Genomic DNA, 25389 nt, shown 5'->3' with positions numbered 1-25389 from the left:
ATCTCCATTTTATTTACTGAAAATATCTACATCCTTATATTGCTTCAAAGGGTTATCCTCTAGAAAGTCAATAATCATCTCGTTAAATATATCTCGGCGCATCGTACTTAATGGATCGAATGCATTTTTGAATAATGCTAGTTGTGCATGTTGAATATGGTTAAAAATAGTTCGGGATCCTTTCCCTTCATCAACGCCTGTCATAACTTTTCCTTCACCACCCATTACAAGCGTAGGCGACGTTATTCGTTGCAATTGATCAGTATGGGTTGGAAATGGTGCTTTTTTCATTGCAAGCAGCATTTTCTTATCAATTGAAAAAGACTCCCTTAAAATCTGCTGAGTATAATCGTCGTCCTTATAAAATTTCATCATGAGATTTATAATTGTACGGTATGGAAGCAGACTGAATATAAAATTTGATATCGTCAGTACCCAGTTAGCTGCAATTGTGGGCATCTCACTATAACTATTAGAGACTACAAGCTTATCTACATATGTTGGATATTTTATCGCGAGCAGTGTAGCCAATTGGCCGCCTTGCGATACACCGACTACATGAATTTTGCTAATTCCAAGTACATCTAGAAAACATTTGATATCCTCCACAATAATATGATGATCATATTCATTATTAGGGAATTCCTTTGTCGTTTCACCATGTCCTCTATAATCGGGCATAAGCATTTGATAGCGTGAAGTGAATGCTTCAAATTGAGGCTCCCACATTTTCCATGATGCTCCGCTCCCGTGCAAAAACAATATGGGCGTCCCTTGACCTTTAATTTCGTAATGGATCGTGATACCGTTCGCATTAACTTTTGGCATAAAGATTCCTCCTACTTACTACCCTTTCGTTCTTCCCACTGGACTAAAATTTGCTGCGTCTGTTGAATAACAAATTCAAAAAACTCGATACTCTCATCGATGGTTGATACAGCCTGTTCCTCAAGAACTAACTCCTTCGCTCGACCCAAATATTGTCCCATCAATACACCCTGAGCAATGCTCGTATGCAAAGTCGATGCCCATGCGTCTGAATGCAGTTGATAGAAATCTCGTTTGCTACCAGGAATCCCTACTTTACGAAACAAAGAGATTTGAACACCCTGCCGAACGGACAATGATGCCATTCCTTTGCTAATTTGCAAATCGTTCACCATGTCATCCAGTGACTTTGGAATACCTGATATCAACAAATATACCCATATCTTGCCAAGTGATCTTGCACCACCTGAGGATTCTATATAAGTTCCAAAATCCTCAATTAATACCTTCTGCTCATCGTTTAATATAGTGTTTTCCATGTCGTACACCTCTTTGCAATAGGCGATATAATGTACAGTAAAGTTTTAATGCGCTAATTAGCATACATATTAAAGTAGGCTAGGTAACATAAAAAGTGCGAGAAATCAATTTTAGAAACGTTTATTTCTCGCGCTTTTTTAATTTGAAATTTTTTATTTTTACTTTAATTATATACTATGTCCCTGCCTCTGTTAAAACATGTGCCAAAACTGGATAAAATAGTATAAATAACCATCGCAATCCGTCGAACTTATTACAATTTTTGTTTCGCCTATAAATCTAACAGAACAATGGAAACGTCCGAACAACGATTAGGAATTGCTGATAAAAAATTCGATTTAAAAGATATAATTTATCTTAGGTGTTTAGCTTTTTTAAGAGAACTAATTTTTCGATGTAATGGAAAATTTATGTTAAAATATTTTATAGATTATTAACGTCCATTGGTGGGGAGGATGACTTGAAGAAAAAGGTTATAATTATTGTTTCTTTTTTGGTTGTAATTATCTTGTTGCATTCAACACCAAGTATGGCATTAAGAACACATATATTTTTTATGGGTTATCCAAAAGCTGCAATTTCTTCAGGAATTATTGAAGATAAAGAACATAATGAAATAGATAAAGATAAATTTGCTGAATTAAATGCCAAAGCATACACCCTAACAAATCCTCCAATAGAAAAAGCTACTCAGGGCGAATTAAAAAACTTTCTTGTATGGAAATTTGGATTTTTACATTTTGCAGAATACTACGGTGATACTTAATAACCTTAGTCAGTCAAACGAGGACATTAGTTCAATTAGGTTAATAAATTATTACACAAAAAAACGCTTAGATTACTAAGCGCTTTTTTTCTGCCGTTTATGCTACTAACTTACTATTAAAATGAGTGTCAATTAAGTTGTTTTTCACATTACTTTTAGTGTTTTTTTCCCCATCAGCCGAACCCGTAATCAAATATGAGTGCCCTTTGATATTTTTATCGATACGAATCATGTGTAGGTTGAAATAAGTCTTCTTCTGCATTCCTAACAACAGAAAAGTGGTCAACATTGTAATGACCATGAAGAGTTCTGTTATGATGCTTAATAATTTGCTCTGCACTTAAAACATCACTGTCAACTGTTGAATGCCCATCACCCACTAAGGTAACATCTAAACCATTAATTGTCGCGGTTCTTACTGCACTATCGATACAGTGCTGCGTTGAACAGCCCATCACAACAACATGTATAATCGATTGAGACTGTATATGATTTAGAAGTCCTGTCCCATGAAAGCAATTTGTTGCCTTTTTATCGAAAATCTTTGCTTCTATAGGTACATTAATTCCATTATGAATATCAAACCCAGTACCTTTACCTTCTGCAACATCGAGATCTCTTACAAACACAACCGGAACATTGGATTCCTTTGCTTTCTCAATAACTAAATTGATATTCCTAACAAGCTGTTCCTTATTAAAAACAGCTCTTTCCTCCTGATTACCGTCAATTAACTCTTGTTGAGCATCAATAATAAGTAATGCTTGATTCACACAATTTTCCCCTTTCAATTTGAGGAAACGCTATATAATCAATAGTTAGACGTTTTCCTCTTTTTATTTATTACGTTAACATTATTTTTGTTTGTCATCATACATACCCCCTAAACAAAATTGTCTTTTTAAAATTTTCAGACAATAAAATTTTATCATAATTTTCCATAACAAGTAACTTTAATAACAAACTATTTTTCCCTAATCAACACGCCAACTTTAATAAATTTCTATTAAGTAGGTAATGTGAAATAATGATGATTTCCTACTATATCAATATTGATCACGAAGAGGTAATCAATAGAAGATATACAGCATCCTCCGTTACGGCATTTTTTTATATGCCCTTGCTAATACTCCCACCATTACACTCCTTTATTGTTTATTTAGTTGTTTATAGACAAATTGCCAGTCAATCTTCATCTTGCAATCATATATTACAAGTGTAAGGCTATTATTTCTTTAATAAACTAGTAAGGAAGTTTGAACATGAGCATTAGTAGAAATGTTAATAGTAATATGCGTAAAAAGTGTTTATCTTGCGTTGAAAAAGAAAACCATGTTAAGAAAACTATCAATCGTTGTAAAGGTTGTGTTTGTAATCAAATTAAGAAAATTACCAGTTCAGACATAAGTAGATCTTTTCTTATTGGGGGGTCAAATAATTGAAGATGTTGTATTTATTAACTTCGATCAAAAAGATTGTTGCGCGTTTTTCACAGATCCAACCACTGAACCTGGTTCAACGATTATTGTCGATTGCCAAGATATTCAAGCTATCCGAATTGAATCTGACTAGTTTAAAGAAATGGTTCTTTCAACTAATATAGCCCTTACACCTATGAAACTTGTTACTCGGGTCACTGAAATCTAAGTGGCCCTAGTATTTACTTTTACTTACATAGACCTTGAGAATGGTTTTTTTTCGGAAATTTAAGAATAAGGAAACCAAAATCTCAATGATTCCAAGACTATAAACTTGACAAAAAAATATTTATATGCAATAATTTACTTTTATATAATAAATTACTATAATAGGATTCTCCTGGCCGGGGGAATCCTATTTTTTTTATAAGGAGTGTATTTGCATGAACAAAGGTGAATCCAGTTTAACTTCATTAATCTCAGCCTTTAGCAGAGCTTATCATAGCCAATTCGATACCCCTAAAATTTTTGATGACTATATAGCAAAAGATTTAATCACAGTAAAAGAATTTAATGATATTCAAACAAATATGGTGCAAGGCATACAGTTTTTCAACAAAGAAATCGCAGAAAAACTAAACGGAAATACGAAAGAACTATTGAAATGGATTGTGCAAATTCAACTCTCCCCTACGCCCTTAGCACGTGCAGCATATTGTGAAAAGGTTTTACTGAATGAAGTAATGCTAGGCTTACAACAATATGTCATTCTCGGAGCAGAATTAGATACTTTTAGTTTTAGACACCCAGAACTTGGACATATTTTAGAAATTTTTGAAATCGATCAACCAGCAACACAGCAATTTAAAAAGACAAGATTAAATGAAACTCATTTTAAACTTCCTAGTAATGTACATTTTGTTGCGATGGACTTCACGAAAAGGTTTTTACATCAAACTCTAATAAATAGCGGCTTTGACAACAAAAAAACTTTCTTTAGTCTACTAGGTGTTTCTTATTATTTAACGAAAGAGGAAACTTCAAGCTTGATTGAGCATTTGTTTGCCAATTTACCATCTGGAAGCTCTATAGTAATGGATTATGCAGACGAAAACTTATTTAAAGAAAAAGGACTCTCTAATCGAGTGGACAACATGGTGAAAATGGCTGCTGCAAGTGGTGAACCAATGAAATCGTGTTTTACTTATGAGGAAATGGAAAAGATGTTAGAAAAATCAGGACTACTTATTTATGAGCATTTATCTCCAAGTAACATTAATGAGCTTTACTTTGACAATCGGGAAGATTATCTAACAGCCTTTGAAACGATTCATTACGTGCATGCTGTAAAAAAATGATATAAAGTTCGGAGGAATCTAATGAAGTTTTATCAATTTTCTAAAGTACATGGTAAAAACATCTCACAGTTTAATTCAAAATTTATTATGTCTCGCATTATCAACACCGAAGCATCAGCTAGTATCGGGTGTATGTATTTAGAAGAAAACGGTGTTATTGGCTATCATCAAGCTGTAGTTCCCCAGCTACTCTTAATTATAGAGGGCGAAGGATTTGTAAGAAACGAACAGGAGCAATATTTTAAAGTCCAAACAGGTGACGCAATTTTTTGGGAGAAAGATGAATGGCATGAAACAAAATCGGATAAAGGATTAACTGCCATCGTGATAGAATCTGAACAATTGAATCCTGCAACTTTTATGGCTTTAAAGTGAGTTACTCACATCCGCCAGAGGCTTAGGCCAACAGATGTTTTTTGTGAGAAAGCGCAGTGCTAACGTAGCGTCAGCAAAAGGGTTTTGTCTGTGCGAAAGCGAAGCGGCAGCGGCAACAACACGACGTTGGTCACTCAGGCGTTTTCACAGGATGTGAAGCTCTTAGCTTGAGTTCCTCTATTTCAGCGGATGTTTTTTGTACCGAAAGCGTAGCGACAGGTACGGATGTTTGGACACCCGCTGAAAAGCAACTAAAAATCGCATTCATCTGCTGAAAGAAGTTAAAATATTTCTCAGGCAATTAACTATGCAAGAATAACATCGTATCATATGTTAGTAATGTAAGATGGTTTAGTCTTACACCTCCGAGCTTCGTTACTAAGGGTCACTTATAATAATAAGTGACCCTCTATAGATTTACTGTTCAGGAAATAGTGTTTCTATATAGTTTATTGACAAACTCCTAGTGGATTTCCATCAGGATCATAAAAGGTGAAAAATTTCGTCTGTCCTTCTCCATCTATTTCATTAACTCTTACATTCTTTTCAATTAATGATTGATAAGTTTCTTCAATGTTTTGCGAAATAAAATTGAAGTATTTTCCGACGCCAAAATAATTGTCCGGGAAATTTAGTGGTGTATGATTTTTGGCTTTTACTAAACATACGACCGTTTGAGAATTTTCATCAATTTTCATAACTGCCGCGCCTTCTTCTATATATAGAAGTGTAAATCCCAGTTTCTCATCATACCATGTAGCAGATAATTCAGGATCCTTAATCGGAATAAATATGGCTTCTACTCCTTTCAATATAGGTTTACTCATATTTCTCCTCCTTGGATTTTTCTTTAAAAGTAGGACTCAGCTCACTCCATACATCGAATTTATTTCCGTCTACATCATAAAAAACAAAATTTCTTCCCGCATGTCCCCTATTTTCAACTTCTCCAACTGTAACTCCTTTATCGATAAAAACATTACGAATAATCTCTAATGCACTTAATCCATCCACCTCAAAGGTTAGCGAAAAATGTTCTTCCCCATAGCAATCAATGAAATTGGCGCTTTGATTGTTCATTGACCTAACAAGAAAAAAACTTTGATTGGCAAAATTAAGAATGGCTTTATCATTATCTTGATAATTGCATCCTGCACCTAATTTACTTACATACCATTCACAAGACAGTCCTACATTGCTGACTGGAATATAAGTAGTTCCTATTCTTATTAGCGTTTCACTCATCCCATCACTCTCTCTAATGTCTTTAGTGAATTATTCTATTTTAGGCTTTTAAATCCCTTTTAAGTCAATGCTACAATTTCATCCTCACAAAATGCTAAGTTTAGTCCGCAAAGTAGTGTTTGACTACAGTCTGAAATGACCAGACTCAATTCCGAGTTCTGGTCTCATAAACTTTAAAGAATCTATAACATTTTCAATCATAAATAATTTATGTGTGCGTCTAATACGTAAATCCACTATCTATTATTTTTTTATCTATATTTCTTTTTTGTAGATTAACTATACTAATAAAAAAATTGATTCTATATAATATTGAGAGAGGATTGTATAAGGTACTTTAATATCCGAGTGTATTTGATTCATAAATTTTTTGGAGGATATGTACTGTCAGAGATAAAATATATCTTTAGTATGGAGGAATTTTGAAATATGGAACAAAAACAATTAACCTTATGGCGCCCTAAAGGTTTTTTTCAGTGGCTACTTACAGGCTTTTCAATGGTACTAACACTTCTTATTGCCATGATCACATATGCCATTTTTAATACAACTAATATTCTTAGTGTAGTTGGTTTCCTTGGAACGCTTGCATTGTACACTCCATGGTTTTTATTAATTCTAACATTTTTTATCATAGTGCTATTAATACTTGCTTCTTGGAAGAAAGCTAAAATCGCTCAATTCATTTCGATCCCGCTATTGTTAATAAATGTATTTTTAATTATAGAGCCAATTATAGAAATGGAGAACTATGCCAAAAAAGAAAATGTTCAAGTTTCACTTTACTCTCACTTTTTTAACAAAACAGAAATATCATCAACGTTTATAAAAGATATCGTATACGGAAAAACTACAGATGGCGTTGAGTTAAAGCTTGATATGTGGCCCGCCAATGAAAAATTAAAAAACACACGTACCCCCGCTATTATTAAGGTACATGGAGGCGGATGGGTTGAAGGTAGTAAAGCGAGTGCCCCTTATTGGAATCAATGGTTAAGTGAATTAGGATTTACTGTTTTTGATATAGAATATCGCATGCCTCCCCAAGCAGGATGGAAAGATGAGGTAGCTGATGTGAAATCAGCAATAGGATGGGTAGTAGAACATGCGGATACTTACAAAATTGATCCTAAAAAAATAAACTTAATGGGTGATTCAGCAGGTGGAAATCTAGCTATGCTTGCTGCTTATAGTATGGGTGACACAACTTTACCACCGTCCACCGATGTACCTTCAGTACCTATTAATACCGTGATTAACTTTTATGGACCGTCAGATATGACAAAGTTTTATCAGAATAACCCTAGTCCGGGCTATGTGCAAAATGTTATGAAAGAGTATATAAGGGGCACACCTTCACAATATCCTGATCGTTATCAAAAGCTTTCTCCTGTCAATTATATTGGTGAACACACACCACCTACCATTATGTTTTTAGGAACGAGCGATAGTCTTGTCCCAACAGAACAAGCTATAATATTGGACAGGGAACTTTCAAAGAATAATGTTTCTCATGAAATCTATTATCTTCCGAAAGCTGAACATGTTTATGATGGAGTACTAGGTAGTTTGAATACCCAAATTACTTACGAGAAGCTCAAGGTATTCCTTCAGAAATATAACAAATAAAATGATACAGAAAAAATTGTAGATAAAGTTGATTTTCAAAAGAGCCCTGAATATAGCAATTATGCCACGGCATATTTGCTTCCGGAATCGGCTTTATACTTAGGCCTGCACGAGGGCCGACACGATGTCGGTCATTTCGGTAATGCCACAGGACGTGGCGTTTTTACCGATGCAGGTCAGTTAGCCGTTATCGCATGGATGCGATGATTTTAGGCTAACATCCCCTAAGAACTCCTTTCCGATTCCGTGACATCCATCAGAGGCTTTAACTTCTTTCAGCGGGTGTTTAGACTCCTGTTGAAAGAAGTTAAAGTGACCCCTGTCAAGTAGACAAAATTTTAAAAAACGAAACGAAGTAACTGAGCTATAAAGCCTGTAGTGGACTTTCACCACCTAGTTGTTGAGTATGCTGGTGCACATTACAAAATGACCAGACTTTGAGTTCTGGTCATTTAATTTATTGCTTTTACAATTATTGATCACTATACTTAAATGTTTTTAAGGAAATAATTAGTGTCAAAGCAAGGCATCCCATTAAGAGGAGCAAAGATTCCCCCCATAAACTAAAATTATTTAGAAATGCAGCTTTAATGCCATTTAAAAACCATTCAAATGGATTTACTAGACTAATATATTGTATAAAGTCTGGCGCCTTTTCCATTGTAAAAAATGCATTACTACAAAGGAGCATTGGAATCATCAGAACATTAGCTGTCATACTCAAATGTCCTTCATTTTTCACGAGACTTGAAATAAAAAAGCTTAAAAAAACAAAACTTAACGAAGCTATTAAAATAATTGGTGTCATATAAAGAAGAACATATATGGAAAATTTCAATTGATTGATGACTAAAGCGAATAACAGCACTATATATGACAGGATAATAGCTATGACAGACCATGAACTCGAAACACTGACGATATATTTCCATAAAGGCAAGGGTGTTGCGTGCAGTAAATTATAAACGCCTCGTTTTCTTTGAGATAACGCTATAAAAGCTGTAGTCATAAATGAATAAAAAAATACACTAACAGCAACGATTCCTTCTATATAATCTCCTGAATAGTTCGGTAAAAATATCCTTAACGCAATAATTGCCGCAAATGGCATTAAAATTGACCAAAATAGTAAATACATATCTTTCATGCTGGATTTTAAGTTTAATAAAAAAACAGTTTTCATCCTCTCACTCCTCACTTTGTTAATTCAAAAAATAAATCCTCTAAATTTTGAGTTTGGTATTGCGCTATTAAATCATCAGGTGAACCATTTGCTATTATTTTTCCGTGATGCATGATTAAAATTCTGTCAGCCACATTCATAACCTCCAACATATCATGGGAAGAAAATAACACGGCAACGCCACTTTCTTTTAAGCGCTTAATGATATGTTGAATTTCCTTTTGCCCCCTTGGATCTAATCCTGCAGAAGGTTCATCCAAAATGACTAGCTTAGGATTATGCAAAGATGTCACGATAATGGCTAAGCGTTTTTGCTGTCCTAGCGACAGTTTGATTGCAGGCGTTTTTTTTACATGCAGTAAATCAAAGGCTGCGAGCTTGTCTTCAATCATCTTGTTCGATAATGTCATTCCATAAAATGCAGCAAATAATTTCATATTATCTTCTACGGAATAGCCTTCGAAAAATGGTGTTGATTGAAGCTGCGTGCCTATTTCCTTTTTATAATCGGATGTCCAGTATTCAATTGTTCCACTGTCCTGAGGAATAATACCAAGAAGCATACTGATGGTTGTTGTTTTCCCAGCACCATTTGAGCCAATTAAAGCTACTATTTCACCTTCTTGAATATCAACATTTATATGATCAACGACACACCTTGCCTTATAATTTTTCGTTAATTGTCTAGCACTAATTAGCCTTTTCATATTTTCTCTCCTCCTATCAATTTTGCCTCGACATAATTGCGTCGGGAATCAACCAAGCTTTAACTTTCTAAACGCCTGCAGAAATAAGTTAACATTGTATATTCAACGTTGACTATATGGCTATTTTTTAACTCCCTCATTCGAGAGAGTTATTTTTTTTCATAATGTCAATCGCTTGATTAACAAACTTCGATTGTACTTTTACAATTTCTAGCATATTATCAAATGCTAGTTGTGTTAACGCTGGCATTTCACCTTGCATAGCAATCAGTTTAGCTTCATAACCAGCATTGATAGCCTTTTCTTCATGTTCTAAAATCTTTTTCTGCTTTTCTAGTGCTTCAACTGCTCGAGCGTTTGGCAATTTAAATGCAAATGATACACCAGAATACAAAGTTGTGGGATAAACTACAGAAGATTTTTCAAGAGCCTCGATAATCAATTCTTGCTCATGTGCCCTTCCCTTTTCAGTAATTTGGTAAATTGCTTTTTGCCTATGACCCGTCGATTCAATACTAGCCACCTCTATATAGCCATCTTTTTCAAGCTTTTTTAGGGCATTGTAGATAGAGCCGATTAGTACACCACCCCATCGTTCAGCATCATTTAATTCAAGCATTGTTTTAATATCATAGCCAGTCATTGGTTTTAGACCCAACATAGCAAGAACTAATAACCTTGTCATAATAATCACCTTTTTATATTCAACGTTGAATAAATTGACTATAACGATTCTGCATTTTTTTGTCAATAGGTTTTTAATTATTTCAGACTACATTGAAATTTTGTAAAAAACTAAATACATCGTTATAAAGTTTTTTATGATAAAATAAAACATATTGCGCCATCAAAGGGCATGATTCAATTCTCGCTGTAGCAAATTTATTTGCTACAGCTTTTTACATTCATGAAGGAAAATCGCCACCGCCATCCCCCAGTGTTCAATTAAATCAATTATCGCCCCTACATGATCGAAGTGACCGTGAGTCAAAATTAATGCTTAAGGTCGATTCTTTGATCCAACTCCCTATCTGCTATTGAAATAATGTTATATGCACTTTTTGGCATACCAGCATCCACTAATTATAAATTCACTTTTATGAGGTTCAACGTAAAGCATAATATTAACAATTTGAATCGTGCTGGTATTAATCAGGCAATACTTCTACACCTTTTCCACTCCAAATTGAAGTTGTTGGAATATATTTAAAGTCGCTACCATACTTCATATCTTTATGCATGGAAAACCCTTCTTCCTCAGTGAATTGTAGACAATCATATTTTTTCTTTATACAGTAAAAATATAGCAAGCAAAAAATCGAAACTAGCGACTTTGTTAACTAACTTCCTCTTCATTTCCCCTCCCTTTAGTAATCCATCGTGCAAACACCTCTATACCAATCAACAATTGTCATCCTCACCAATGGTAATAAGTAATAAAATAGTCACATTGTAAAACTAATACAGCAAATGTATAATTTTACTATACATTACTAAAAGTGAGTGATTCTATTTTAAATGGCGCAAAATAAAAACATGGAGAGGAATGTGACAGTTTGAAGATTTTTCTAATTATTGTAGGAATTATTGTGGCAATTGTAATTTTAATTATCGTGGGTTTGATCACAGCGAGCAAGCGAATTGAAAAACAGAATAAAAAAATGCGAGCAGAAATGGAGATGGCTAACCCTATGCCGAAGGAAAAACAGCATTTGCTTGCATATGGTGCTAATCTCGCTCTTTACCGCTCTGAGTCGCCACGGATACTGTCGATGAAGGTAGATCATGAAACTTTGAAAGAAGGCCTATCTTCATATTGGGACATTAGTAATCCGGAGGAGGCTGTACAAACTCTGGAATGGCTGATTTCGGAAGGGCACCGTACGAAGTATGATGAGCTTCTTCTGGCGTTGAAAGCTGGCCAATCTTTTACAGAGGAGGAAGTGGGTAAATCGCAGGAATGCTATGAATCAGCCCAAGAAGCGATTATGAAGAAGCTTTCCTTTACGAAATCCGATTTTGACCGGGTGGACACTATTGCTGCCTGGGATTTTGATAGAGCCGTAAATATTGCAAGATGGAGCTACATACTTGGTTATATAACCGAAGAACAGGCATGGAGCTATATAGAGAGAGCTGCTGATGCCGCTAGCCCTCACTTCCAATCTTGGAAGGACTATTTTATTTCCTTTGCATTTGGCCGAGGCATTGCATATGAGGGTGACATTTACGACATCATTTGGAATGGGAAGGAATTGCTAGGTGAAAAGGACTCGATCTGGAATGAATTTAGCATTAAGCTACCCGTAGCAGAAAGCCGATAATTCAGTATTGGACAAGGTTTATACATTTAGAAAAAATGGAATATGATAAAAACTATTAGAAAAAACCTGCTAGATTTTAGCGACTTCCTTAGCTAAAATCTAGCAGGTTTATTATTTACGAACAGCTTCAAATGTAATTAATGACTGTTCTTTTAAAGGTTTCTTGTTGTAAACATATTCAGCGGAGCAAGTAATATCAGAAAAACCTATGCTTGTTAATATGTGCTGGAATTCTTCTATTCCGTACCATCGTATCGGAAACCTTTGTAATTCTGTATCAATTAATTTACCATTTCTCCATTTTTCATATTTTAAAATGGTTAGCGTATATTGATCGATCCAGTTCATTTCAACGGATTTTCTTTCTAATGCAATTCCTTCCTCTTTCGAAATCTCATAGTAGGATGAAGCAATTTCCCCTGTTCGCCAGTCTGTAGGTAAAAGCAAGTCTACAATTAGGCGACCTCCAGGTATTAAATGATTATACATACATTTTAATGCATCCATCGCATCTTTTGAATTCTCTATTAAACAAAACGAACCTGTCGGCATTACAATCACTTCATATTTCGAGTCTAATGAAAAATTGCTCAAGTTACCTTCATATAGATTTGGCTTGAATCCTCTTTCTTTACAGCTTTTTCGGCATAAATCTAACATTTCAGGCGAGTAGTCGATCCCCTCAACATTATATCCCTTTTCGAGTAAAGGGACTAAGAAGCGTCCAGAGCCAACTCCCGCTTCAAGTATTCTTCCCTTTGTTCCGTTTAATCGTTCAAGATAATATTCAATATCCCCACCAATAGAATATCCTACTGGTTTTGTCAAATCATAAAGTTCTGTACATAAAGGACCGTAATAACTATACATGTCAATTCCTCCGATTTCGCGTAGAAGAATCTATTATTCTTAGTTCTTCCACACCTTAATTTTTTTTGATGGAATAAAAGAGCTGACTATCATCGTAAATCACTCATTTTCAGTAAAATATAGGTAAATTATACATTTTTAATCAATATAACACAATCTGGGCTCATCACCAAAAGTCGTGGGTGACATTTGTTAAAACATATACTATGTAAATAAGTTGATTGGAGTGGAGGCTGGGTGACTCCTTGGGGATCAGCGTCACAGATGAGACCCTGGAGCGAGCAACGCGAGTGAAGCGGCTCATCGGACGCCCCCAGGAAAGCGCCCAGTCGGAACGGAAATCAACCACACGTTTTGGTGATGAACCACAATCTGACTATTTTATACGGGCGAATGATTTCGAATTTGGTTAATTCAAAGACCTCCCTCCCAAAAAAGGATTTATTTTCAATCATTTCTACAATATAATGTACGAATTAACACAAATTATCAAAAACTGTTGCCCAAACCAATCGGGCATTTAGTAGCAGTTGTCCCCGTTTAATCGCTTTGATTCAACTTCATCAACTTGAAGTGGAGTTCTTACTGCCAGTTATTTACGATAAAAAGCAAGGAGAGAATCATATGAATGTAGAAAAAGTGTTTGCAGCTTTCCCATTATTAAGCTCAGAAGATCTAGTGCTGAAAAAAATTGAAGATGCACATTTACAGGATGTATTTGCAATCTATGATAATGACAAAGTATTTGAATATTGTGGGATAATTCCTAAACATAACCTACAAACTGTGAGTAAAATGATCGGGCATTTTGACAGAGATTATCAGAAAAAACACAGAGTAAAATGGGGCATTTTCCAAAAGCCTCAATGCGATACGTTGGTTGGCATGATCGAAGCAATAGACTTTAATCAAAAAGTGAATATGGTAACGATTGGTTATTTTTTGGCAGAGGATTATTGGGGTAAGGGCATTGCATCTGAAGCTGTAAAAATGCTCATAAAATTTTTATTTGAGGAAGTTAATATTAACCGAATACAGGCTGAGGTTATGCCTTTAAATGAAACATCCAAAAAGGTTCTCCTGAAAAATGGCTTTTTAAAAGAAGGACTTTTAAGACAAGCAACGTTTTGGTCTGGTAAAGGAGTAGTGGATTTAGAAATATACGGATTGCTTAAAGAAGAGTACAATGCAAAATCATTAAATAGATAATTTTCTTAAAAACTGTTCGTCCAAGTTTTAGATTTTGAAACGTTTTTCGACTTGAATCTAAATTTTATAATATTCTCCCCTCTTATCGCAATAGTAATGGGCCTTTGATGATAGACAAATTACCAATTCACCTAGGTTTTTCAACATAAATTAATAATATCTGGCTGGCGCTAGCATTACTTTCATACAGAAAGGGTGGAAAAATGGGTGAGAATCTATATTTAGAGCGGATGGATAGGGATTTTAACAATTACCATAAATTTGAGAAGTTTTATTATGATCAATATCATAGCAAAGAAGACAACTATGAAGTTGTCGAAGATGATCATTATAAAATAAAATATTACAATCATAAGGATGTTAAACAAAAAAGGAAAGATTATAGTCAAGAACTAAAAAAAAAAATGAAAAATGAAAATCATTGTAAGGGTTGCGTTTGCAATCATTTAAAATGCGTTGAACCTGGAACATTAGTAGATGTTTTCTTATCGAATGGCAGTAGTTTTATCAACATATTCTTCCTATATTTTGATAACCAAAGCTGCAGCGCACACTTCCTAGAAATTGGAGCAACTGCCATGCGACTGATGATTGACTGCGAAAAAATAGAAGCCATTCGTAATTAATCTCTGGCTAATAAGGATAAAAAAGTAACAATCTAGGCTCTTCTAATCTAGAAGCAGCCTTTTTGGAATGAAATAAAACCATCACGTCCTGTGAGAATGCCTTCGTGACCAACATCCTGTTCGCTGACGTTTCACTTTCACATAGAAAACATTTGTTGCTGACGCTTCGCTTTCGCACAGAAAATATTTGTTGCTGACGCTTCGCTTTCGCACAGAAAATATTTGTTGCTGACGCTTCGCTTTCGCACAGAAAACATTTGTTGCTGACGCTTCGCTTTCGCACAGAAAATATTTTGTCTTTGGAAAGCGCCGAGTCGGGATGGTAATTAACTATATGTTATGGTGAAGAGCCAACTTAATACATACTATCAACACGCCGAAAGAGTGATTCAATTGACTAAAGAGCAAAAACCTATTAACCACCAATATCGTAACATGCGAATAGCTTATTTGATCGCTATTGTGATCACCATTTTATTAGGCCTAGCTTCTAGAAAATGGAGCCATCTGCTTCTGTCATTTGTTGCGCAGAACGCGGGGGACATATTATGGGCTATGATGGTCTATTTCGGATTTCGATTGTTGCTAGTGAGTAAGAACATCCTCCCAGCCATTGTGCTCAGCTTTTTGTTTAGCTTCGGCATTGAATTTAGCCAGCTGTATCAGGAAAACTGGATAAATCAGATTCGTGGGACATTGCTCGGGGCTTTGGTATTGGGCAAAGGTTTTCTTACAGTGGATTTGATTCGATATACAGCAGGGATAATAATCGCTACTGTATTAGATAAGGTGGCACTTAGGTTTACTCTTCGAAGATAAATAAACAATTTAATTTTAGAATAAAAAAAACACCTCACCTTTTTTAGCATTATCATTTTACTAGGTTTTATAGTCACTTTATATTTGGAATTATTACTTCACTGACTATCCGCTCCTTGTGAATTGATATATATTTTTTACAAAAAGTGTGATTTTCATTATAATCCTTATTCAACTAAAGCCTCCTATAGTTGAATAAGGAAATTGGTTGTCTCTGTCTTTTTTTGTGGTGAAAATTCGTCAGATTATTTTATTACGGGCAATGTCATCTGATTTACCCAATCCTGAATGAATCGCTCTTGATGCGAATTCAAATGAGGTAGGTTATTACGAGGAAAGAATCGATGTTCATGACTTTCTTCTGTGTTATGAGTTAATTCTCCTGAAAAACAATTTGAATAGAAAATAATCTGGACGCTGAAAACCTTATCTCCATTTGGGTATTCTGAAAATCCTTCTTCACCTGAATAAAGACCAAACAACTTTAATTGTTCAACTATCAATCCTGTCTCCTCAAATGTTTCTCGTACAGCAGTTTCAAGAAACGTCTCTCCAGGCTCCATAACGCCCCCTGGGATGCCCCAAACATCTCGATCTTTTCGATGTTGTAGTAAAATCTGATTCTCATGTTCAATAATAATTCCACAACCTACAGTCATTAGCATTTCATTTCCAATTAACTTACGAATTGTTTGTATGTAGTTCATCATTTCCTCCAGGAATCTCTAATTTTTGATTAATATACAAAGCATTTTACTCGGGATCCTACCCCAACTATCCTGTTCCTATAATCAGAAAAGAAAAAAGCAATTACCTTAATTTCGTAATCGCCCCCATCATTTGTAATTGTTTAATACAGTTCTCCATCATCACCTTGTACCATTGCATCTATTTCTGATGCTATTTCTTTCATTTTTTCAATAATTTTATCTTTAGCATGCGAAACGGTAATCTGTCCGTTGTTATATAAAAAAGGAACTTTTATATCTCCGTATGTCCATATAAAAAAATCTCCACCAATGGACATACAAACAGGGGCAGATGTTGAGAATGTTTCGGAGTATTCAAAATCACTTTTTCCATTAAAATATTCTATTAATTCCTCTAAAGTAATTGGGTTATCTACACTTTCCGCCCAATCATCTCCTCTTGTAATATGAACATTATAACTCACATTAACCCATCCCCACTCGCTATAATTTAACATTAAATCCCATTTTACTTGTTCAAGTATTCTGCGCCGTTAGCATGAAAAACACTCATCTAGTTCTTTAAGGAAGTAACTCTACCTTTACCTTAAGTTTTATATTTACAGGAGGCTCTTCCTCTTGTACAACGTAAGATATGACATAATCTCCTTCAGGTAAACCATCAAATATCTGCTCAAAACTTTCAGTACTTTCTAAAACTCCATTTGTTACATTTGTATCTTTATCTACATTTCGAATTTTGTATAAAAAGCTTTCAGTACCAGTATTTAATAAAGATATTTTACATGGAGCGCTACCGGCATAAGTAAAATATGATTCACCTTGACCTACAGGAGACGATTTCTCTTCATCGATTTCAAGAAGATAAGAACCTCCTATTGGTTCTTCTTCTTTCTCCTTATGAGTGGAATCTAAGTCATTTGGTTCATTATCTACAAATTCTGACGCTACTTTTAAAGATGGTTCTTCTGTTTTAGATGAAAATGCATTACACCCTGACAAGAGTATAATAAACGTACATATACAGGCTAATTTATAAATCCTCATATCTTCTCCTATCCAAAATAATAAATAAGGATAATTATACCACAGAGTACAAATCTTGCTGAGTAAGGTGCCATCAAGTGTTTTGCCACCACATCATTACTCACTTACATTCTCTATGCTGACTTATAGCTTATCCAATTCCACTCCGTATTTATTGAAGATTGCATTGTATTTAGTTTCGAAAATAGGCCATCGTTTTTCCGTTCCGTACTTTTCCTGCAATGCCTTGAAATAATTTTTAGCCGCTGCTACATCATTGGATTGTAATAATAAATGAAAGTTCTCTGCGCTCAAATGCAAAAATGGACCTGAAGTGTAATAATCAACAATGGATCTGCTACTAGTCATAGTATCAAAGAAATGAATAGCCTCTTCTAATCCACTTAGCAGCGTTTTTCTTAAATCATCCATATTGGTATCAGGAGTGATTGAAAATCGATCTGGAACAGACTCAACAATTTCCCCAATTCTTGCTCTGAAGTGACACTCTGCTTCTTTGGTTGCTGTCACAATCTCTCTCGATTGTATCTGCGCCAACTGTGCCGCATAAATACTGCAGTTCACATAAAACATTACGTTGTCCGCTGAATTACCAGAAGATTTTTGGAAATTGAACATGTAGATGAGGCTTTCTGTTTTCTTATAAAAATTCAAACTCTTTTTTGTGAAGCCACATTTGGAAAGGAACAGCTTTACGTCCTGCTTAATCATATCACTAAAGAGCTGTTGCAATATGTTACCTCCTAGAAGATTACGATAGATTTTTTGTTTTAAATACGTATTTGCTAAGACTTTCGAAGATTTTATTGCTACTTCTAAATACAATATAGCAGCTCGCATTCTAGAAGAATATTTATTTTGTCCATATTATAACACTTACCCGGTAACTCTCTCACTCCCCTGCCCATTTAACAGTCACTGCAATATCTTGCCTTGAGCCCTTCCGTTAGTCTGACTCAACGACCACGATGCATCACTGACTGTCGCTCTTTCATGGGAAGCACTCACGGGAAATTCATCCTATTTAGGTTGATACACCAGCCTCTAATATGATTGGCCGTGAAAAAGATGTTTCAAATTGAAGCCTTATTTCACTTGGAATAAATTTCCAATTTACTTATCAGATGTTTACAAATAAAATGAATTGGTGCTAATTGATTTGAGAATTTACGGGGGAACAAAATGAAAGACAAGGATTTTATATATGTACTAAAATTATTGCTTATACTCGTGTGTCTATACATGCTTATGCTTGTATTAGAATGTATTGTAGGTTCAATTTGGAATCTCTTATTATTTATTACAATCATTCTCACAGTAGTATGGTGCTATTATAGAAAGAAAAAAGAAAAAACATATGCCAAAGGAATCCTTTTACTTATAATATTAATTTTATTAGCCATTTGGTTTATTGGCCCCTGTGTCTACGAACGACATATTGCTGAAATGAAGAAAACAGAGTTAGAAGAAAAACAAAGAGAAATTGAAGGTGAAAAGTACTTAAAAGAATTGGAAGAAGATATGAAGAAAGTTCATGAAGAAACACAGGAAGATCTTGCTAAAAGAAAGGTACAAGAAGACGAATCTAAACAAAATGAAAAAGCCAATGCCTCGTCTACTCCTATTTACAATTTTAAAGATGATAAGGATTGTTCCGATTTTAGTAACGCTTCTGAAGCAACTAAATTTATGAAAGAATCAAAGGCTGCTGGCTTCGGAGACCATCGTTTGGATGGAAACGGAGACGGAATTGCTTGTAACTAAGAGATATTAAGAATGGATTCATAGAACTTAAGAAATATTTTCTATTAAAAGGTTCCTCTCTGTAGCCAATATTTTTGCTCAACTAAATGGCAAAATTCAGAAGCATTTTATCAGAAATATTTTTAAATTATTGAACAGAGAACATAAAAAATGTTCTTTGTTCAAGTATTGCACACGTCCTGTCAGTATAATAATTTCTAAATTTCACAAGCTCCAATTAACACCAATTTCTTTAAAAGAAATCCTACTTTCCTGTATACCTTCTTCATCGTTCGGTTCGATCATTTGAATTTCACTCTGTGTTAAAGTAATTATTTTTGAAGGATTTTCTATCTTCCGTTTGAAGATGGACTTAAGTAAATTTATTTGTAAATCTGACATTTCGTAATACTCTTGCCATTCATAAATAGCAGTTTCAATGTCGGTGGTTTGTCTTTCTAAAAGGAAACCACCATTTTTCATTAAAACATCAAGTTCATCTTGAGAATAAAATTCCTCATTATTTCCCCAAAAAGCTGTTGTTATAACAGGAACTGATATTCCACCAATATCCTCTAACAAATATTGAAGCGTTTCATTTAATGCCAACGTTTTTACTTCATCAGGAGAATCCTTAAAGAACTCTAAAGCATTTCTATATTTAGCTACTCTCTCGCTATTATCGTCACGGAAAGCTGATACTAAGTATTTTGTATGGAAAGTTATTGTTCCCCTTGCCCCCGAGCTATCTTGAACGTTGTAATTTAACCCATCCCAAGACTGTTCGTGAGCAATTTCAGGATAATGGGCAACACTAATTGCGTGTGCAATCGAAGCCAATATACAGCCTTGCCAAAACTCTTCTCTCTTCCAAGATATTTTTTTCATATTTCAATTTCCTTTCAACTCCAAAGTATTGTTCTCTTTATTTATTATTTCGTTACCTTAAATCGAATCCCAATAGGAGACTATAATAGTCTTTTCGCAAATATGTTTTTCACAAATTCATCTTTAAAATTAGTATATTCATTAATATTTGGTGAGTTATTTTGTCGTAAATAATCTTCTTTCATATTGGCATACTCCATTCTTTCACCCTCATGCTCATTTAAATAATCTCTGAAAAAGATAAGGTTTTCCCACAATTCCTCTTTAAAACTTACTGCATGAATAAAATGTGTTTTCACCTCAAATGTTTCATTTGTAAATTTTGCAAATACTACTTCATTTGGTCTTTATACACGTAGTCGATAAAAACCGATTTTATGAAGCTTCTTTTCCATTTCCTTATCCATTTTATGAAAATCATCAACACCTAATAGAATATCAATAATTGGCTTTGCACTTATCCCCTCAATTGCAGTACTTCCAATATGCTCTATACGATTATCATCATTTTCTAAAACAGATTGTATTTCTTGCTTCACATTTGAAAATTCAACTTTCCATTCTGAATCAAATGGTACAATTCTTACTTCATCATATTTTAATCCAAGTTTCATAATGAATCCCCCTTTGTGTCACCCATCTTACCCAACATTAAAAACTAATAACAGTCTAATTATTTTCGGGATATTATATTATCGTTAAATTAACTTTAAATGGAAAATCGCTAGAGAATTATATTACTTCTCTAGCGATTTTATTTTTAGGGTGCCTGCCTACAAAGCGTCACCTTATCTATTTGTACAACAAACATAAATGTTACTTGACCTTCTGATGAACAATGATCACCTATAAAGCATAACTACGATTCATTCATTCATCCAATCAATTAATTCTCGATCAAAAGTATCTGGTTCTTCTAACATTGGATTATGGCCACTTTTTTCAAAAATGACTTTCTTCACATTTTCATAGGAATAATCGATTGAATCCCAGAGTGAAACAGGAGCTACTAAATAATCATACCGACCTAATCCTAAAAAAATAGGTTTATCGAAATGAGCCATTGATTGGATTAGATTTCGTTCAGCAAATGCTATCCCCCAGAGGTAATCAATAACTTCCATATTGGTATATACACCATCCCACATAGAAGCAGCGCTGAACGTATAATCATAAAAGCTATGGGCTCCCATCCGGATACACATATGCACAAAGCGTCTTTCCGGATCATTTTGTATATCATTTTCTAAGAAAGCAATATCATGCTCAAATTGCTTTTTTCGTTCAGCACTGGCCGTCTCAGTAAAAAAGGAAAAACTTTGATTTTGTCTGTCTTGACTGTTTGTTGGTGCCGAATTTAATAAAATAACCTTTTGAACATACTGAGGATATTTTTTAGCATACTCCATGGCCATAAATGCATGTCCGGAATGTCCTAAAATGATAAAATCCTTAAGCTGAAGCAATTGTCTTGCTGTTTCGATATCCTCTACAATTTTATCCAAAGTATAATCTTCCTGCTTTAAAGAACGAGGAGGCTTTACAAAACCTCGATGATCTAAGAAAATAAATTGAAAATGTTTATATAAGTTTTCCGAGAACAAGCGTGGGTAATACACACTGCTGCCAATTACCAATATCGGCTGACCTTGCCCCTTCACACAATATTTAAAATCAAATCCTTCACTAAAGATGCTTTGATAATTATTCATAATAATAGTCCTCTTTTCTTTTTATATAGAAGAGCGATCGTAAGTGCTCTTCTTTCTATCACACCCTTTCTTTTTTACATTCCCGCGTTTTCTCCATAGAACGTTCTAGCATTCTGACTCACCTCGATTAAAATTTTCTATGTAATATTTAATGTCAAAATAAAATTTTTAAAATAAGCACTTATTTCCTAATTATGCAATAATAAATTATAGCCTTACATACGTTTTTAGTAAACTTTAAGAGAAAAAGCCGACTAGAAGAAGCAAATGAACTAATGGTAGCACTAGTTAAAGAAGATCCTGAAAATGGATACTATCAATATCAATGTGCATGGACTTATGATTAATTAGGAAAAGAAAAAGAAGCTGCTCCCCAATATGAAAAAGCGATTCGATTAGGGCTTAATAGAAGCTTATTTAGGATTGGTTAGCACCTGTCGTACATTAGGGCAATATGGTCAGGCAAAACGTTTTTTGAACAAGCAATAAGCGAATTTCTAGCAGCTGAACATTTAGAGGTTTTTATACTATGGCGCTCTATAATCTCGGTGAACACTCAAATGCTATGGAAACTTTATTAAATACAGTAATTCCCACAACTAATCATGAAGGAATAAAAATTTAAGGTAGTTATTCTTTATTCACTTTAATCGATGTGCTTGTGTAACCACTGCTCAAATACTTTCAACTGTTCTTCAGTATGAAAGTAATGTTCACCTGCTTCCATGACTTCTAATTCACAACTGTGTTTTTTTGTAAAATAGTTAATAGTTTCAAATTCGCACAGTTCGTCCTTGGCTCCATACATAATATATGTATTTGTATTCCATGTATTAATAGGATTTTCTTTTACATAGCATAAATAATCCCAATATAACTTTTGATCAATAGGTGTTTCTATAGTCATTTCTTTTTGCAAAAGCTCAGGTGTTACATTAAACCATTTCATCATATTTTCGATCATTCGTTCCATATTAATTACCGGTGATAAAAATAATGCCTTTTTTAACACATCGTTTTGATAAGCTAAAAGGCTAAAATAAGCTCCCATACTACATGCAAACACGCTTACTTCTTTCCAATGTTCTTTTGCGTAATTCATAATTATAGATAATTCACTAACACAAAACTGTACTTTACAAGGAGTATTATCATTTTTTCTTTCTCCATGCTCAGGTAAATCAAAGCTTAATACTTGATAACCTTTTTTATTGGCTTCTTCAGCTACTATTTGAATCACTGTATCTTCTTTATTTGACATATTTCCATGTACTGCAATAAAAATTTTTTCACTCTTTTCTCCCCATAAAACTGCGGGAATATTACTAATTTTAAAATTGTCTTTAAACATATTCCCTCCATAGAATAAGACGTATGGGATTTGCAAAAAATCACATACATTTTATATTCTTCTACTTAGTTTCAATAAATCAAACTATTCATAACTTACCGCAAATTAATTATAATATCTCTCTATATCTGTATAACATAGTCTACTTTAGTTCAGTAACAGACAGTATGAAGAAAACAGTAAAGAGCGGAATGTCTCCCATTCTTATTTCAGCCTCGCACATGCACTTAAATAAGAACCTTCCATCACTTTGTTTGGAATATGAGCACTAATCTTCCGGCATTTGCCAACCCGTTTCCTCATCCCAAATGGCATCCGTATCATCTAGATGCACATGCCAATCCCCATTAGAAAGACTTCTTCTAATATCCGTCAAACAAGTCAACCAATAAAACAGCGCATGCAATGTATCTTCAAAATCATCTGAAAAGGGTAGCTTTGTTGAACCTGCAAAAATCACTGTTGGTTCATCCTGATCATAGTCATAAACACAAAATGTTTCTCCAATATCCTTCATTTCAAAACCCGCATTGTATTTATCAATGATGGCCGTTATCTCTTGCTCCTCACTGTTGGTAAGGTTATGGTTTCTCATACAAGTGTAATAAACAGAAACTCCCATGCTACATTTCTCCTTTATTATGGTTTTTACAACAATCATTCATGAACTTACATCATCATTATTATTCCATATTAATCCATTTCAAGTATATATTCATCACATTAAACTGCCCGTTAGCCATCCATGTAGCGCAAAAACCAGCGCCACACCACAGAAAATGAAAGATGATTAAGTTCTTTCATGGGAGTTTAAGAGAACAGCAACGCTTATTAAACAATCGCTCCGATTGTGGAAGATCATAAGTACATGTCTTATACAATTAATCTGTCGTTAGTTGAAAAAGTTCACTTTATCCCTTTAAATTTCCAGTAATTTTTTTCAAAAAAATTAATTATCTCATCTTTATAGTTAAATTTATCATTGAGCTTTTGTAATAACTCAATATCATGGGTATGAGTTTTTCCTGTCTCAAGCATTTCTCGATATAAGTCAATATAAGGAAGTTTATTATTAATAGCGTTGTTTAATTCCTTTTCTACATCATAGGAAATTTTTTTAAATCTCACCTCAGCAATCCCCGTCTCATCAATTTCAAGAATTGCATACTGAGCACGTAGGTCAGAATGTAACTTGTCCCATTTATAAAAGGGCTGTCCTATAGTTCCTGGGTTAATAATCAATTGATCCTTGCTACTATAGCGTAACAATTGGTGATGGGTATGAGCATAAATTGCAATATCGTAATCATGCTCAAATAAATGATCAAAATTTTTCTGATTATTAGTGGGCCATAAATCCCCTCCATAATTTTTGTTTTGTAAATTATGGCTAATACTGATAGATAGATTATTAACTTGTCTTGTTAGATGTAATGGTAAATTCTTAATAAGATTAATATAGTTTTCATCCAAATTTTCACACTGATACTGGACTAACCTAGAAACATAGATATCAGAAGCATTATCAAAGTCAATCTCTTTATTCAATACGTCAAGGAAGCAGTCCTCCCAATTTCCTTTAACATAAGTAGCAACTTTAATACTATCTAATATTTCAAATAAATCATTTGCCCCAGGCCCAGGCATGATTAAATCCCCTAAAAACCAATATTCAGTGACACCTTCTTTGATCGAATCTTCGATAACTGCTTTTAAAGCACTTGCGTTCCCATGGACATCTGCTAGTAAAGCAATCCTATGTTTCATGTCTTTCATTTGCCCTCCCCTAAAATTGACAATATAATCAAAATAGAATGTATATTCTTATTTTATCATTTTATGGTATTTTATGAAATTTATTTAACCTGTCCCCTTAGTTTAAGTACAAACCTTATACCATAATGGTGGATTAATTACTAGAAGGGCAATTATCTTATGTAATGAAAAGATTATCTACTATCCTTTATCGTGAGGATCATCATACACTAGAGGGCCATCCAGCGAGCAAAAAAAGAAATAAGAGATGCACAAAGTCAGCTAAATGTATGTTTTCATAAGGACTATGTGCATTTTATTTAAACATTTGGCGGGGCATTTGCAG

The 25389-nt window shown here is 34.2% G+C and carries 29 protein-coding genes and 1 pseudogene; 10 read left to right on the top strand and 20 right to left on the bottom strand.

From position 1 onward, the window contains the following. Positions 1 to 9 precede the first annotated feature (9 nt). Together ACB089_RS11175 and ACB089_RS11170 are read right to left on the bottom strand one after the other, a co-directional pair. A complete protein-coding gene (locus ACB089_RS11175) occupies positions 10 to 828 on the bottom strand; it encodes an alpha/beta fold hydrolase (RefSeq protein ID WP_374966463.1) in 819 nt (272 codons plus the stop codon). Between the two features lie 11 nt (positions 829 to 839). Beyond that, positions 840 to 1307, bottom strand: a complete 468-nt coding sequence (locus ACB089_RS11170) for a GbsR/MarR family transcriptional regulator (protein ID WP_374966462.1) — start codon at positions 1305 to 1307, stop codon at positions 840 to 842. Between the two features lie 461 nt (positions 1308 to 1768). Here ACB089_RS11170 and ACB089_RS11165 point away from each other — a divergent pair, with 461 nt between their 5' ends. Continuing rightward, positions 1769 to 2074, top strand: coding sequence for a hypothetical protein (locus tag ACB089_RS11165; protein ID WP_374966461.1), 306 nt, complete (start codon positions 1769 to 1771; stop codon positions 2072 to 2074). Positions 2075 to 2289: 215 nt separating this feature from the next. Here ACB089_RS11165 and ACB089_RS11160 read toward each other — a convergent pair whose 3' ends face one another. Beyond that, positions 2290 to 2847: an isochorismatase family protein gene (locus tag ACB089_RS11160; RefSeq protein ID WP_374966460.1), complete on the bottom strand. Its 558-nt coding sequence runs from the start codon at positions 2845 to 2847 to the stop codon at positions 2290 to 2292. 649 nt (positions 2848 to 3496) lie between these two features. On the opposite strand from ACB089_RS11160, the gene ACB089_RS11155 reads away from it, so the two are divergent. The 3 genes from ACB089_RS11155 (at position 3497) to ACB089_RS11145 (ending at position 5225) form a co-directional block, all read left to right on the top strand. Then, positions 3497 to 3646: a penicillin-binding protein gene (locus ACB089_RS11155; protein ID WP_374966459.1), complete on the top strand. Its 150-nt coding sequence runs from the start codon at positions 3497 to 3499 to the stop codon at positions 3644 to 3646. A gap of 289 nt (positions 3647 to 3935) precedes the next feature. After that, on the top strand, positions 3936 to 4850 hold the full coding sequence (locus ACB089_RS11150; RefSeq protein ID WP_374966458.1) for a class I SAM-dependent methyltransferase: 915 nt from the start codon (positions 3936 to 3938) through the stop codon (positions 4848 to 4850). Positions 4851 to 4871: 21 nt separating this feature from the next. Next, positions 4872 to 5225: a cupin domain-containing protein gene (locus ACB089_RS11145; RefSeq protein ID WP_374966457.1), complete on the top strand. Its 354-nt coding sequence runs from the start codon at positions 4872 to 4874 to the stop codon at positions 5223 to 5225. Positions 5226 to 5674: 449 nt separating this feature from the next. Here the strand turns inward: ACB089_RS11145 and ACB089_RS11140 are convergent, their stop codons facing one another. Together ACB089_RS11140 and ACB089_RS11135 are read right to left on the bottom strand one after the other, a co-directional pair. Beyond that, positions 5675 to 6052, bottom strand: a complete 378-nt coding sequence (locus tag ACB089_RS11140) for a VOC family protein (protein WP_374966456.1) — start codon at positions 6050 to 6052, stop codon at positions 5675 to 5677. After that, positions 6045 to 6470: a VOC family protein gene (locus tag ACB089_RS11135; RefSeq protein ID WP_374966455.1), complete on the bottom strand. Its 426-nt coding sequence runs from the start codon at positions 6468 to 6470 to the stop codon at positions 6045 to 6047. Before ACB089_RS11135 ends, ACB089_RS11140 begins: the two co-directional genes overlap by 8 nt. A gap of 429 nt (positions 6471 to 6899) precedes the next feature. Here ACB089_RS11135 and ACB089_RS11130 point away from each other — a divergent pair, with 429 nt between their 5' ends. Beyond that, the gene (locus tag ACB089_RS11130; RefSeq protein WP_374966454.1) at positions 6900 to 8099 is read left to right on the top strand and encodes an alpha/beta hydrolase fold domain-containing protein; all 1200 of its coding nucleotides are present in this window, start codon (positions 6900 to 6902) and stop codon (positions 8097 to 8099) included. Positions 8100 to 8571: 472 nt separating this feature from the next. On the opposite strand, the gene ACB089_RS11125 is transcribed toward ACB089_RS11130, so the two are convergent. The 4 genes from ACB089_RS11125 to ACB089_RS11110 all read right to left on the bottom strand — a co-directional run bounded on the left by ACB089_RS11125 (position 8572) and on the right by ACB089_RS11110 (position 10980). Continuing rightward, positions 8572 to 9282 (bottom strand): ABC transporter permease, encoded by a 711-nt coding sequence (locus tag ACB089_RS11125; RefSeq protein WP_374966453.1) that lies wholly within the window; start codon positions 9280 to 9282, stop codon positions 8572 to 8574. Between the two features lie 11 nt (positions 9283 to 9293). Further along, entirely contained in the window at positions 9294 to 9989 is a 696-nt protein-coding gene (locus ACB089_RS11120) for an ABC transporter ATP-binding protein (RefSeq protein ID WP_374966452.1), read from the bottom strand. Positions 9990 to 10125: 136 nt separating this feature from the next. Continuing rightward, positions 10126 to 10674, bottom strand: a complete 549-nt coding sequence (locus ACB089_RS11115; protein ID WP_368635013.1) for a PadR family transcriptional regulator — start codon at positions 10672 to 10674, stop codon at positions 10126 to 10128. Between the two features lie 204 nt (positions 10675 to 10878). After that, positions 10879 to 10980 (bottom strand): MBL fold metallo-hydrolase, encoded by a 102-nt coding sequence (locus ACB089_RS11110; RefSeq protein ID WP_374966451.1) that lies wholly within the window; start codon positions 10978 to 10980, stop codon positions 10879 to 10881. A 565-nt stretch (positions 10981 to 11545) separates the two neighbouring features. Between ACB089_RS11110 and ACB089_RS11105 the strand changes: the two genes are divergently transcribed. Next, entirely contained in the window at positions 11546 to 12313 is a 768-nt protein-coding gene (locus tag ACB089_RS11105) for a DUF1266 domain-containing protein (RefSeq protein WP_374966450.1), read from the top strand. Positions 12314 to 12424: 111 nt separating this feature from the next. Here ACB089_RS11105 and ACB089_RS11100 read toward each other — a convergent pair whose 3' ends face one another. Continuing rightward, positions 12425 to 13183 carry a class I SAM-dependent methyltransferase gene (locus tag ACB089_RS11100; RefSeq protein ID WP_374966449.1) on the bottom strand — a complete coding sequence of 253 codons (759 nt, stop codon included), beginning with the start codon at positions 13181 to 13183 and terminating at the stop codon, positions 12425 to 12427. A gap of 624 nt (positions 13184 to 13807) precedes the next feature. Between ACB089_RS11100 and ACB089_RS11095 the strand changes: the two genes are divergently transcribed. The 3 genes from ACB089_RS11095 to ACB089_RS11085 all read left to right on the top strand — a co-directional run bounded on the left by ACB089_RS11095 (position 13808) and on the right by ACB089_RS11085 (position 15837). Beyond that, a complete protein-coding gene (locus ACB089_RS11095; RefSeq protein ID WP_374966448.1) occupies positions 13808 to 14392 on the top strand; it encodes a GNAT family N-acetyltransferase in 585 nt (194 codons plus the stop codon). 203 nt (positions 14393 to 14595) lie between these two features. Continuing rightward, positions 14596 to 15018: a hypothetical protein gene (locus tag ACB089_RS11090; protein WP_374966447.1), complete on the top strand. Its 423-nt coding sequence runs from the start codon at positions 14596 to 14598 to the stop codon at positions 15016 to 15018. A 384-nt stretch (positions 15019 to 15402) separates the two neighbouring features. Continuing rightward, positions 15403 to 15837, top strand: a complete 435-nt coding sequence (locus ACB089_RS11085) for a DUF2809 domain-containing protein (protein WP_374967544.1) — start codon at positions 15403 to 15405, stop codon at positions 15835 to 15837. 245 nt (positions 15838 to 16082) lie between these two features. Here ACB089_RS11085 and ACB089_RS11080 read toward each other — a convergent pair whose 3' ends face one another. From ACB089_RS11080 to ACB089_RS11065, 4 genes are all read right to left on the bottom strand, one after another. After that, the gene (locus ACB089_RS11080; protein WP_374966446.1) at positions 16083 to 16544 is read right to left on the bottom strand and encodes an NUDIX hydrolase; all 462 of its coding nucleotides are present in this window, start codon (positions 16542 to 16544) and stop codon (positions 16083 to 16085) included. A gap of 143 nt (positions 16545 to 16687) precedes the next feature. Next, the gene (locus ACB089_RS11075; protein ID WP_374966445.1) at positions 16688 to 17011 is read right to left on the bottom strand and encodes a hypothetical protein; all 324 of its coding nucleotides are present in this window, start codon (positions 17009 to 17011) and stop codon (positions 16688 to 16690) included. Positions 17012 to 17108: 97 nt separating this feature from the next. Continuing rightward, the gene (locus ACB089_RS11070; protein ID WP_374966444.1) at positions 17109 to 17594 is read right to left on the bottom strand and encodes a hypothetical protein; all 486 of its coding nucleotides are present in this window, start codon (positions 17592 to 17594) and stop codon (positions 17109 to 17111) included. 123 nt (positions 17595 to 17717) lie between these two features. Next, positions 17718 to 18326, bottom strand: a complete 609-nt coding sequence (locus ACB089_RS11065) for a DUF4304 domain-containing protein (RefSeq protein WP_374966443.1) — start codon at positions 18324 to 18326, stop codon at positions 17718 to 17720. A gap of 450 nt (positions 18327 to 18776) precedes the next feature. Here ACB089_RS11065 and ACB089_RS11060 point away from each other — a divergent pair, with 450 nt between their 5' ends. Beyond that, a complete protein-coding gene (locus ACB089_RS11060; protein ID WP_374966442.1) occupies positions 18777 to 19358 on the top strand; it encodes an excalibur calcium-binding domain-containing protein in 582 nt (193 codons plus the stop codon). 204 nt (positions 19359 to 19562) lie between these two features. On the opposite strand, the gene ACB089_RS11055 is transcribed toward ACB089_RS11060, so the two are convergent. The 6 genes and pseudogenes from ACB089_RS11055 to ACB089_RS11030 all read right to left on the bottom strand — a co-directional run bounded on the left by ACB089_RS11055 (position 19563) and on the right by ACB089_RS11030 (position 25055). Then, positions 19563 to 20225, bottom strand: coding sequence for a hypothetical protein (locus ACB089_RS11055; protein WP_374966441.1), 663 nt, complete (start codon positions 20223 to 20225; stop codon positions 19563 to 19565). Positions 20226 to 20305: 80 nt separating this feature from the next. Beyond that, a pseudogene (locus ACB089_RS11050) lies at positions 20306 to 20839 on the bottom strand (GrpB family protein). Between the two features lie 252 nt (positions 20840 to 21091). Then, complete coding sequence (locus ACB089_RS11045; RefSeq protein ID WP_374966440.1) at positions 21092 to 21937, bottom strand: alpha/beta fold hydrolase; 846 nt, start codon at positions 21935 to 21937, stop codon at positions 21092 to 21094. Positions 21938 to 22583: 646 nt separating this feature from the next. Further along, positions 22584 to 23288, bottom strand: a complete 705-nt coding sequence (locus tag ACB089_RS11040) for an alpha/beta hydrolase (RefSeq protein ID WP_374966439.1) — start codon at positions 23286 to 23288, stop codon at positions 22584 to 22586. Positions 23289 to 23556: 268 nt separating this feature from the next. Continuing rightward, positions 23557 to 23910, bottom strand: a complete 354-nt coding sequence (locus tag ACB089_RS11035) for a hypothetical protein (RefSeq protein WP_374966438.1) — start codon at positions 23908 to 23910, stop codon at positions 23557 to 23559. Between the two features lie 284 nt (positions 23911 to 24194). Then, positions 24195 to 25055 (bottom strand): metallophosphoesterase family protein, encoded by an 861-nt coding sequence (locus ACB089_RS11030; RefSeq protein WP_374967543.1) that lies wholly within the window; start codon positions 25053 to 25055, stop codon positions 24195 to 24197. Positions 25056 to 25389 lie beyond the last annotated feature (334 nt).

The organism is Lysinibacillus sp. RS10 (assembly GCF_041956855.1).
Classification (GTDB): Bacteria; Bacillota; Bacilli; order Bacillales_A; family Planococcaceae; genus Lysinibacillus; species Lysinibacillus xylanilyticus_A.
The sequence above is the reverse complement of the archived record's forward strand: the minus strand, read 5'-3'. Positions and strand labels throughout refer to the sequence as shown.

Bases quoted from the DNA above. Each gene is read 5' to 3' on its own strand.
- ACB089_RS11175 (WP_374966463.1), bottom strand. From the start codon at position 828: ATGCCAAAAGTTAATGCGAACGGTATCACGATCCATTACGAAATTAAA.
- ACB089_RS11170 (WP_374966462.1), bottom strand. From the start codon at position 1,307: ATGGAAAACACTATATTAAACGATGAGCAGAAGGTATTAATTGAGGAT.
- ACB089_RS11150 (WP_374966458.1), top strand. From the start codon at position 3,936: ATGAACAAAGGTGAATCCAGTTTAACTTCATTAATCTCAGCCTTTAGC.
- ACB089_RS11145 (WP_374966457.1), top strand. From the start codon at position 4,872: ATGAAGTTTTATCAATTTTCTAAAGTACATGGTAAAAACATCTCACAG.
- ACB089_RS11140 (WP_374966456.1), bottom strand. From the start codon at position 6,052: ATGAGTAAACCTATATTGAAAGGAGTAGAAGCCATATTTATTCCGATT.
- ACB089_RS11135 (WP_374966455.1), bottom strand. From the start codon at position 6,470: ATGAGTGAAACGCTAATAAGAATAGGAACTACTTATATTCCAGTCAGC.
- ACB089_RS11130 (WP_374966454.1), top strand. From the start codon at position 6,900: ATGGAACAAAAACAATTAACCTTATGGCGCCCTAAAGGTTTTTTTCAG.
- ACB089_RS11125 (WP_374966453.1), bottom strand. From the start codon at position 9,282: ATGAAAACTGTTTTTTTATTAAACTTAAAATCCAGCATGAAAGATATG.
- ACB089_RS11120 (WP_374966452.1), bottom strand. From the start codon at position 9,989: ATGAAAAGGCTAATTAGTGCTAGACAATTAACGAAAAATTATAAGGCA.
- ACB089_RS11115 (WP_368635013.1), bottom strand. From the start codon at position 10,674: ATGACAAGGTTATTAGTTCTTGCTATGTTGGGTCTAAAACCAATGACT.
- ACB089_RS11100 (WP_374966449.1), bottom strand. From the start codon at position 13,183: ATGTATAGTTATTACGGTCCTTTATGTACAGAACTTTATGATTTGACA.
- ACB089_RS11095 (WP_374966448.1), top strand. From the start codon at position 13,808: ATGAATGTAGAAAAAGTGTTTGCAGCTTTCCCATTATTAAGCTCAGAA.
- ACB089_RS11090 (WP_374966447.1), top strand. From the start codon at position 14,596: ATGGGTGAGAATCTATATTTAGAGCGGATGGATAGGGATTTTAACAAT.
- ACB089_RS11080 (WP_374966446.1), bottom strand. From the start codon at position 16,544: ATGAACTACATACAAACAATTCGTAAGTTAATTGGAAATGAAATGCTA.
- ACB089_RS11070 (WP_374966444.1), bottom strand. From the start codon at position 17,594: ATGAGGATTTATAAATTAGCCTGTATATGTACGTTTATTATACTCTTG.
- ACB089_RS11060 (WP_374966442.1), top strand. From the start codon at position 18,777: ATGAAAGACAAGGATTTTATATATGTACTAAAATTATTGCTTATACTC.
- ACB089_RS11055 (WP_374966441.1), bottom strand. From the start codon at position 20,225: ATGAAAAAAATATCTTGGAAGAGAGAAGAGTTTTGGCAAGGCTGTATA.
- ACB089_RS11045 (WP_374966440.1), bottom strand. From the start codon at position 21,937: ATGAATAATTATCAAAGCATCTTTAGTGAAGGATTTGATTTTAAATAT.
- ACB089_RS11040 (WP_374966439.1), bottom strand. From the start codon at position 23,288: ATGTTTAAAGACAATTTTAAAATTAGTAATATTCCCGCAGTTTTATGG.
- ACB089_RS11035 (WP_374966438.1), bottom strand. From the start codon at position 23,910: ATGGGAGTTTCTGTTTATTACACTTGTATGAGAAACCATAACCTTACC.
- ACB089_RS11030 (WP_374967543.1), bottom strand. From the start codon at position 25,055: ATGAAACATAGGATTGCTTTACTAGCAGATGTCCATGGGAACGCAAGT.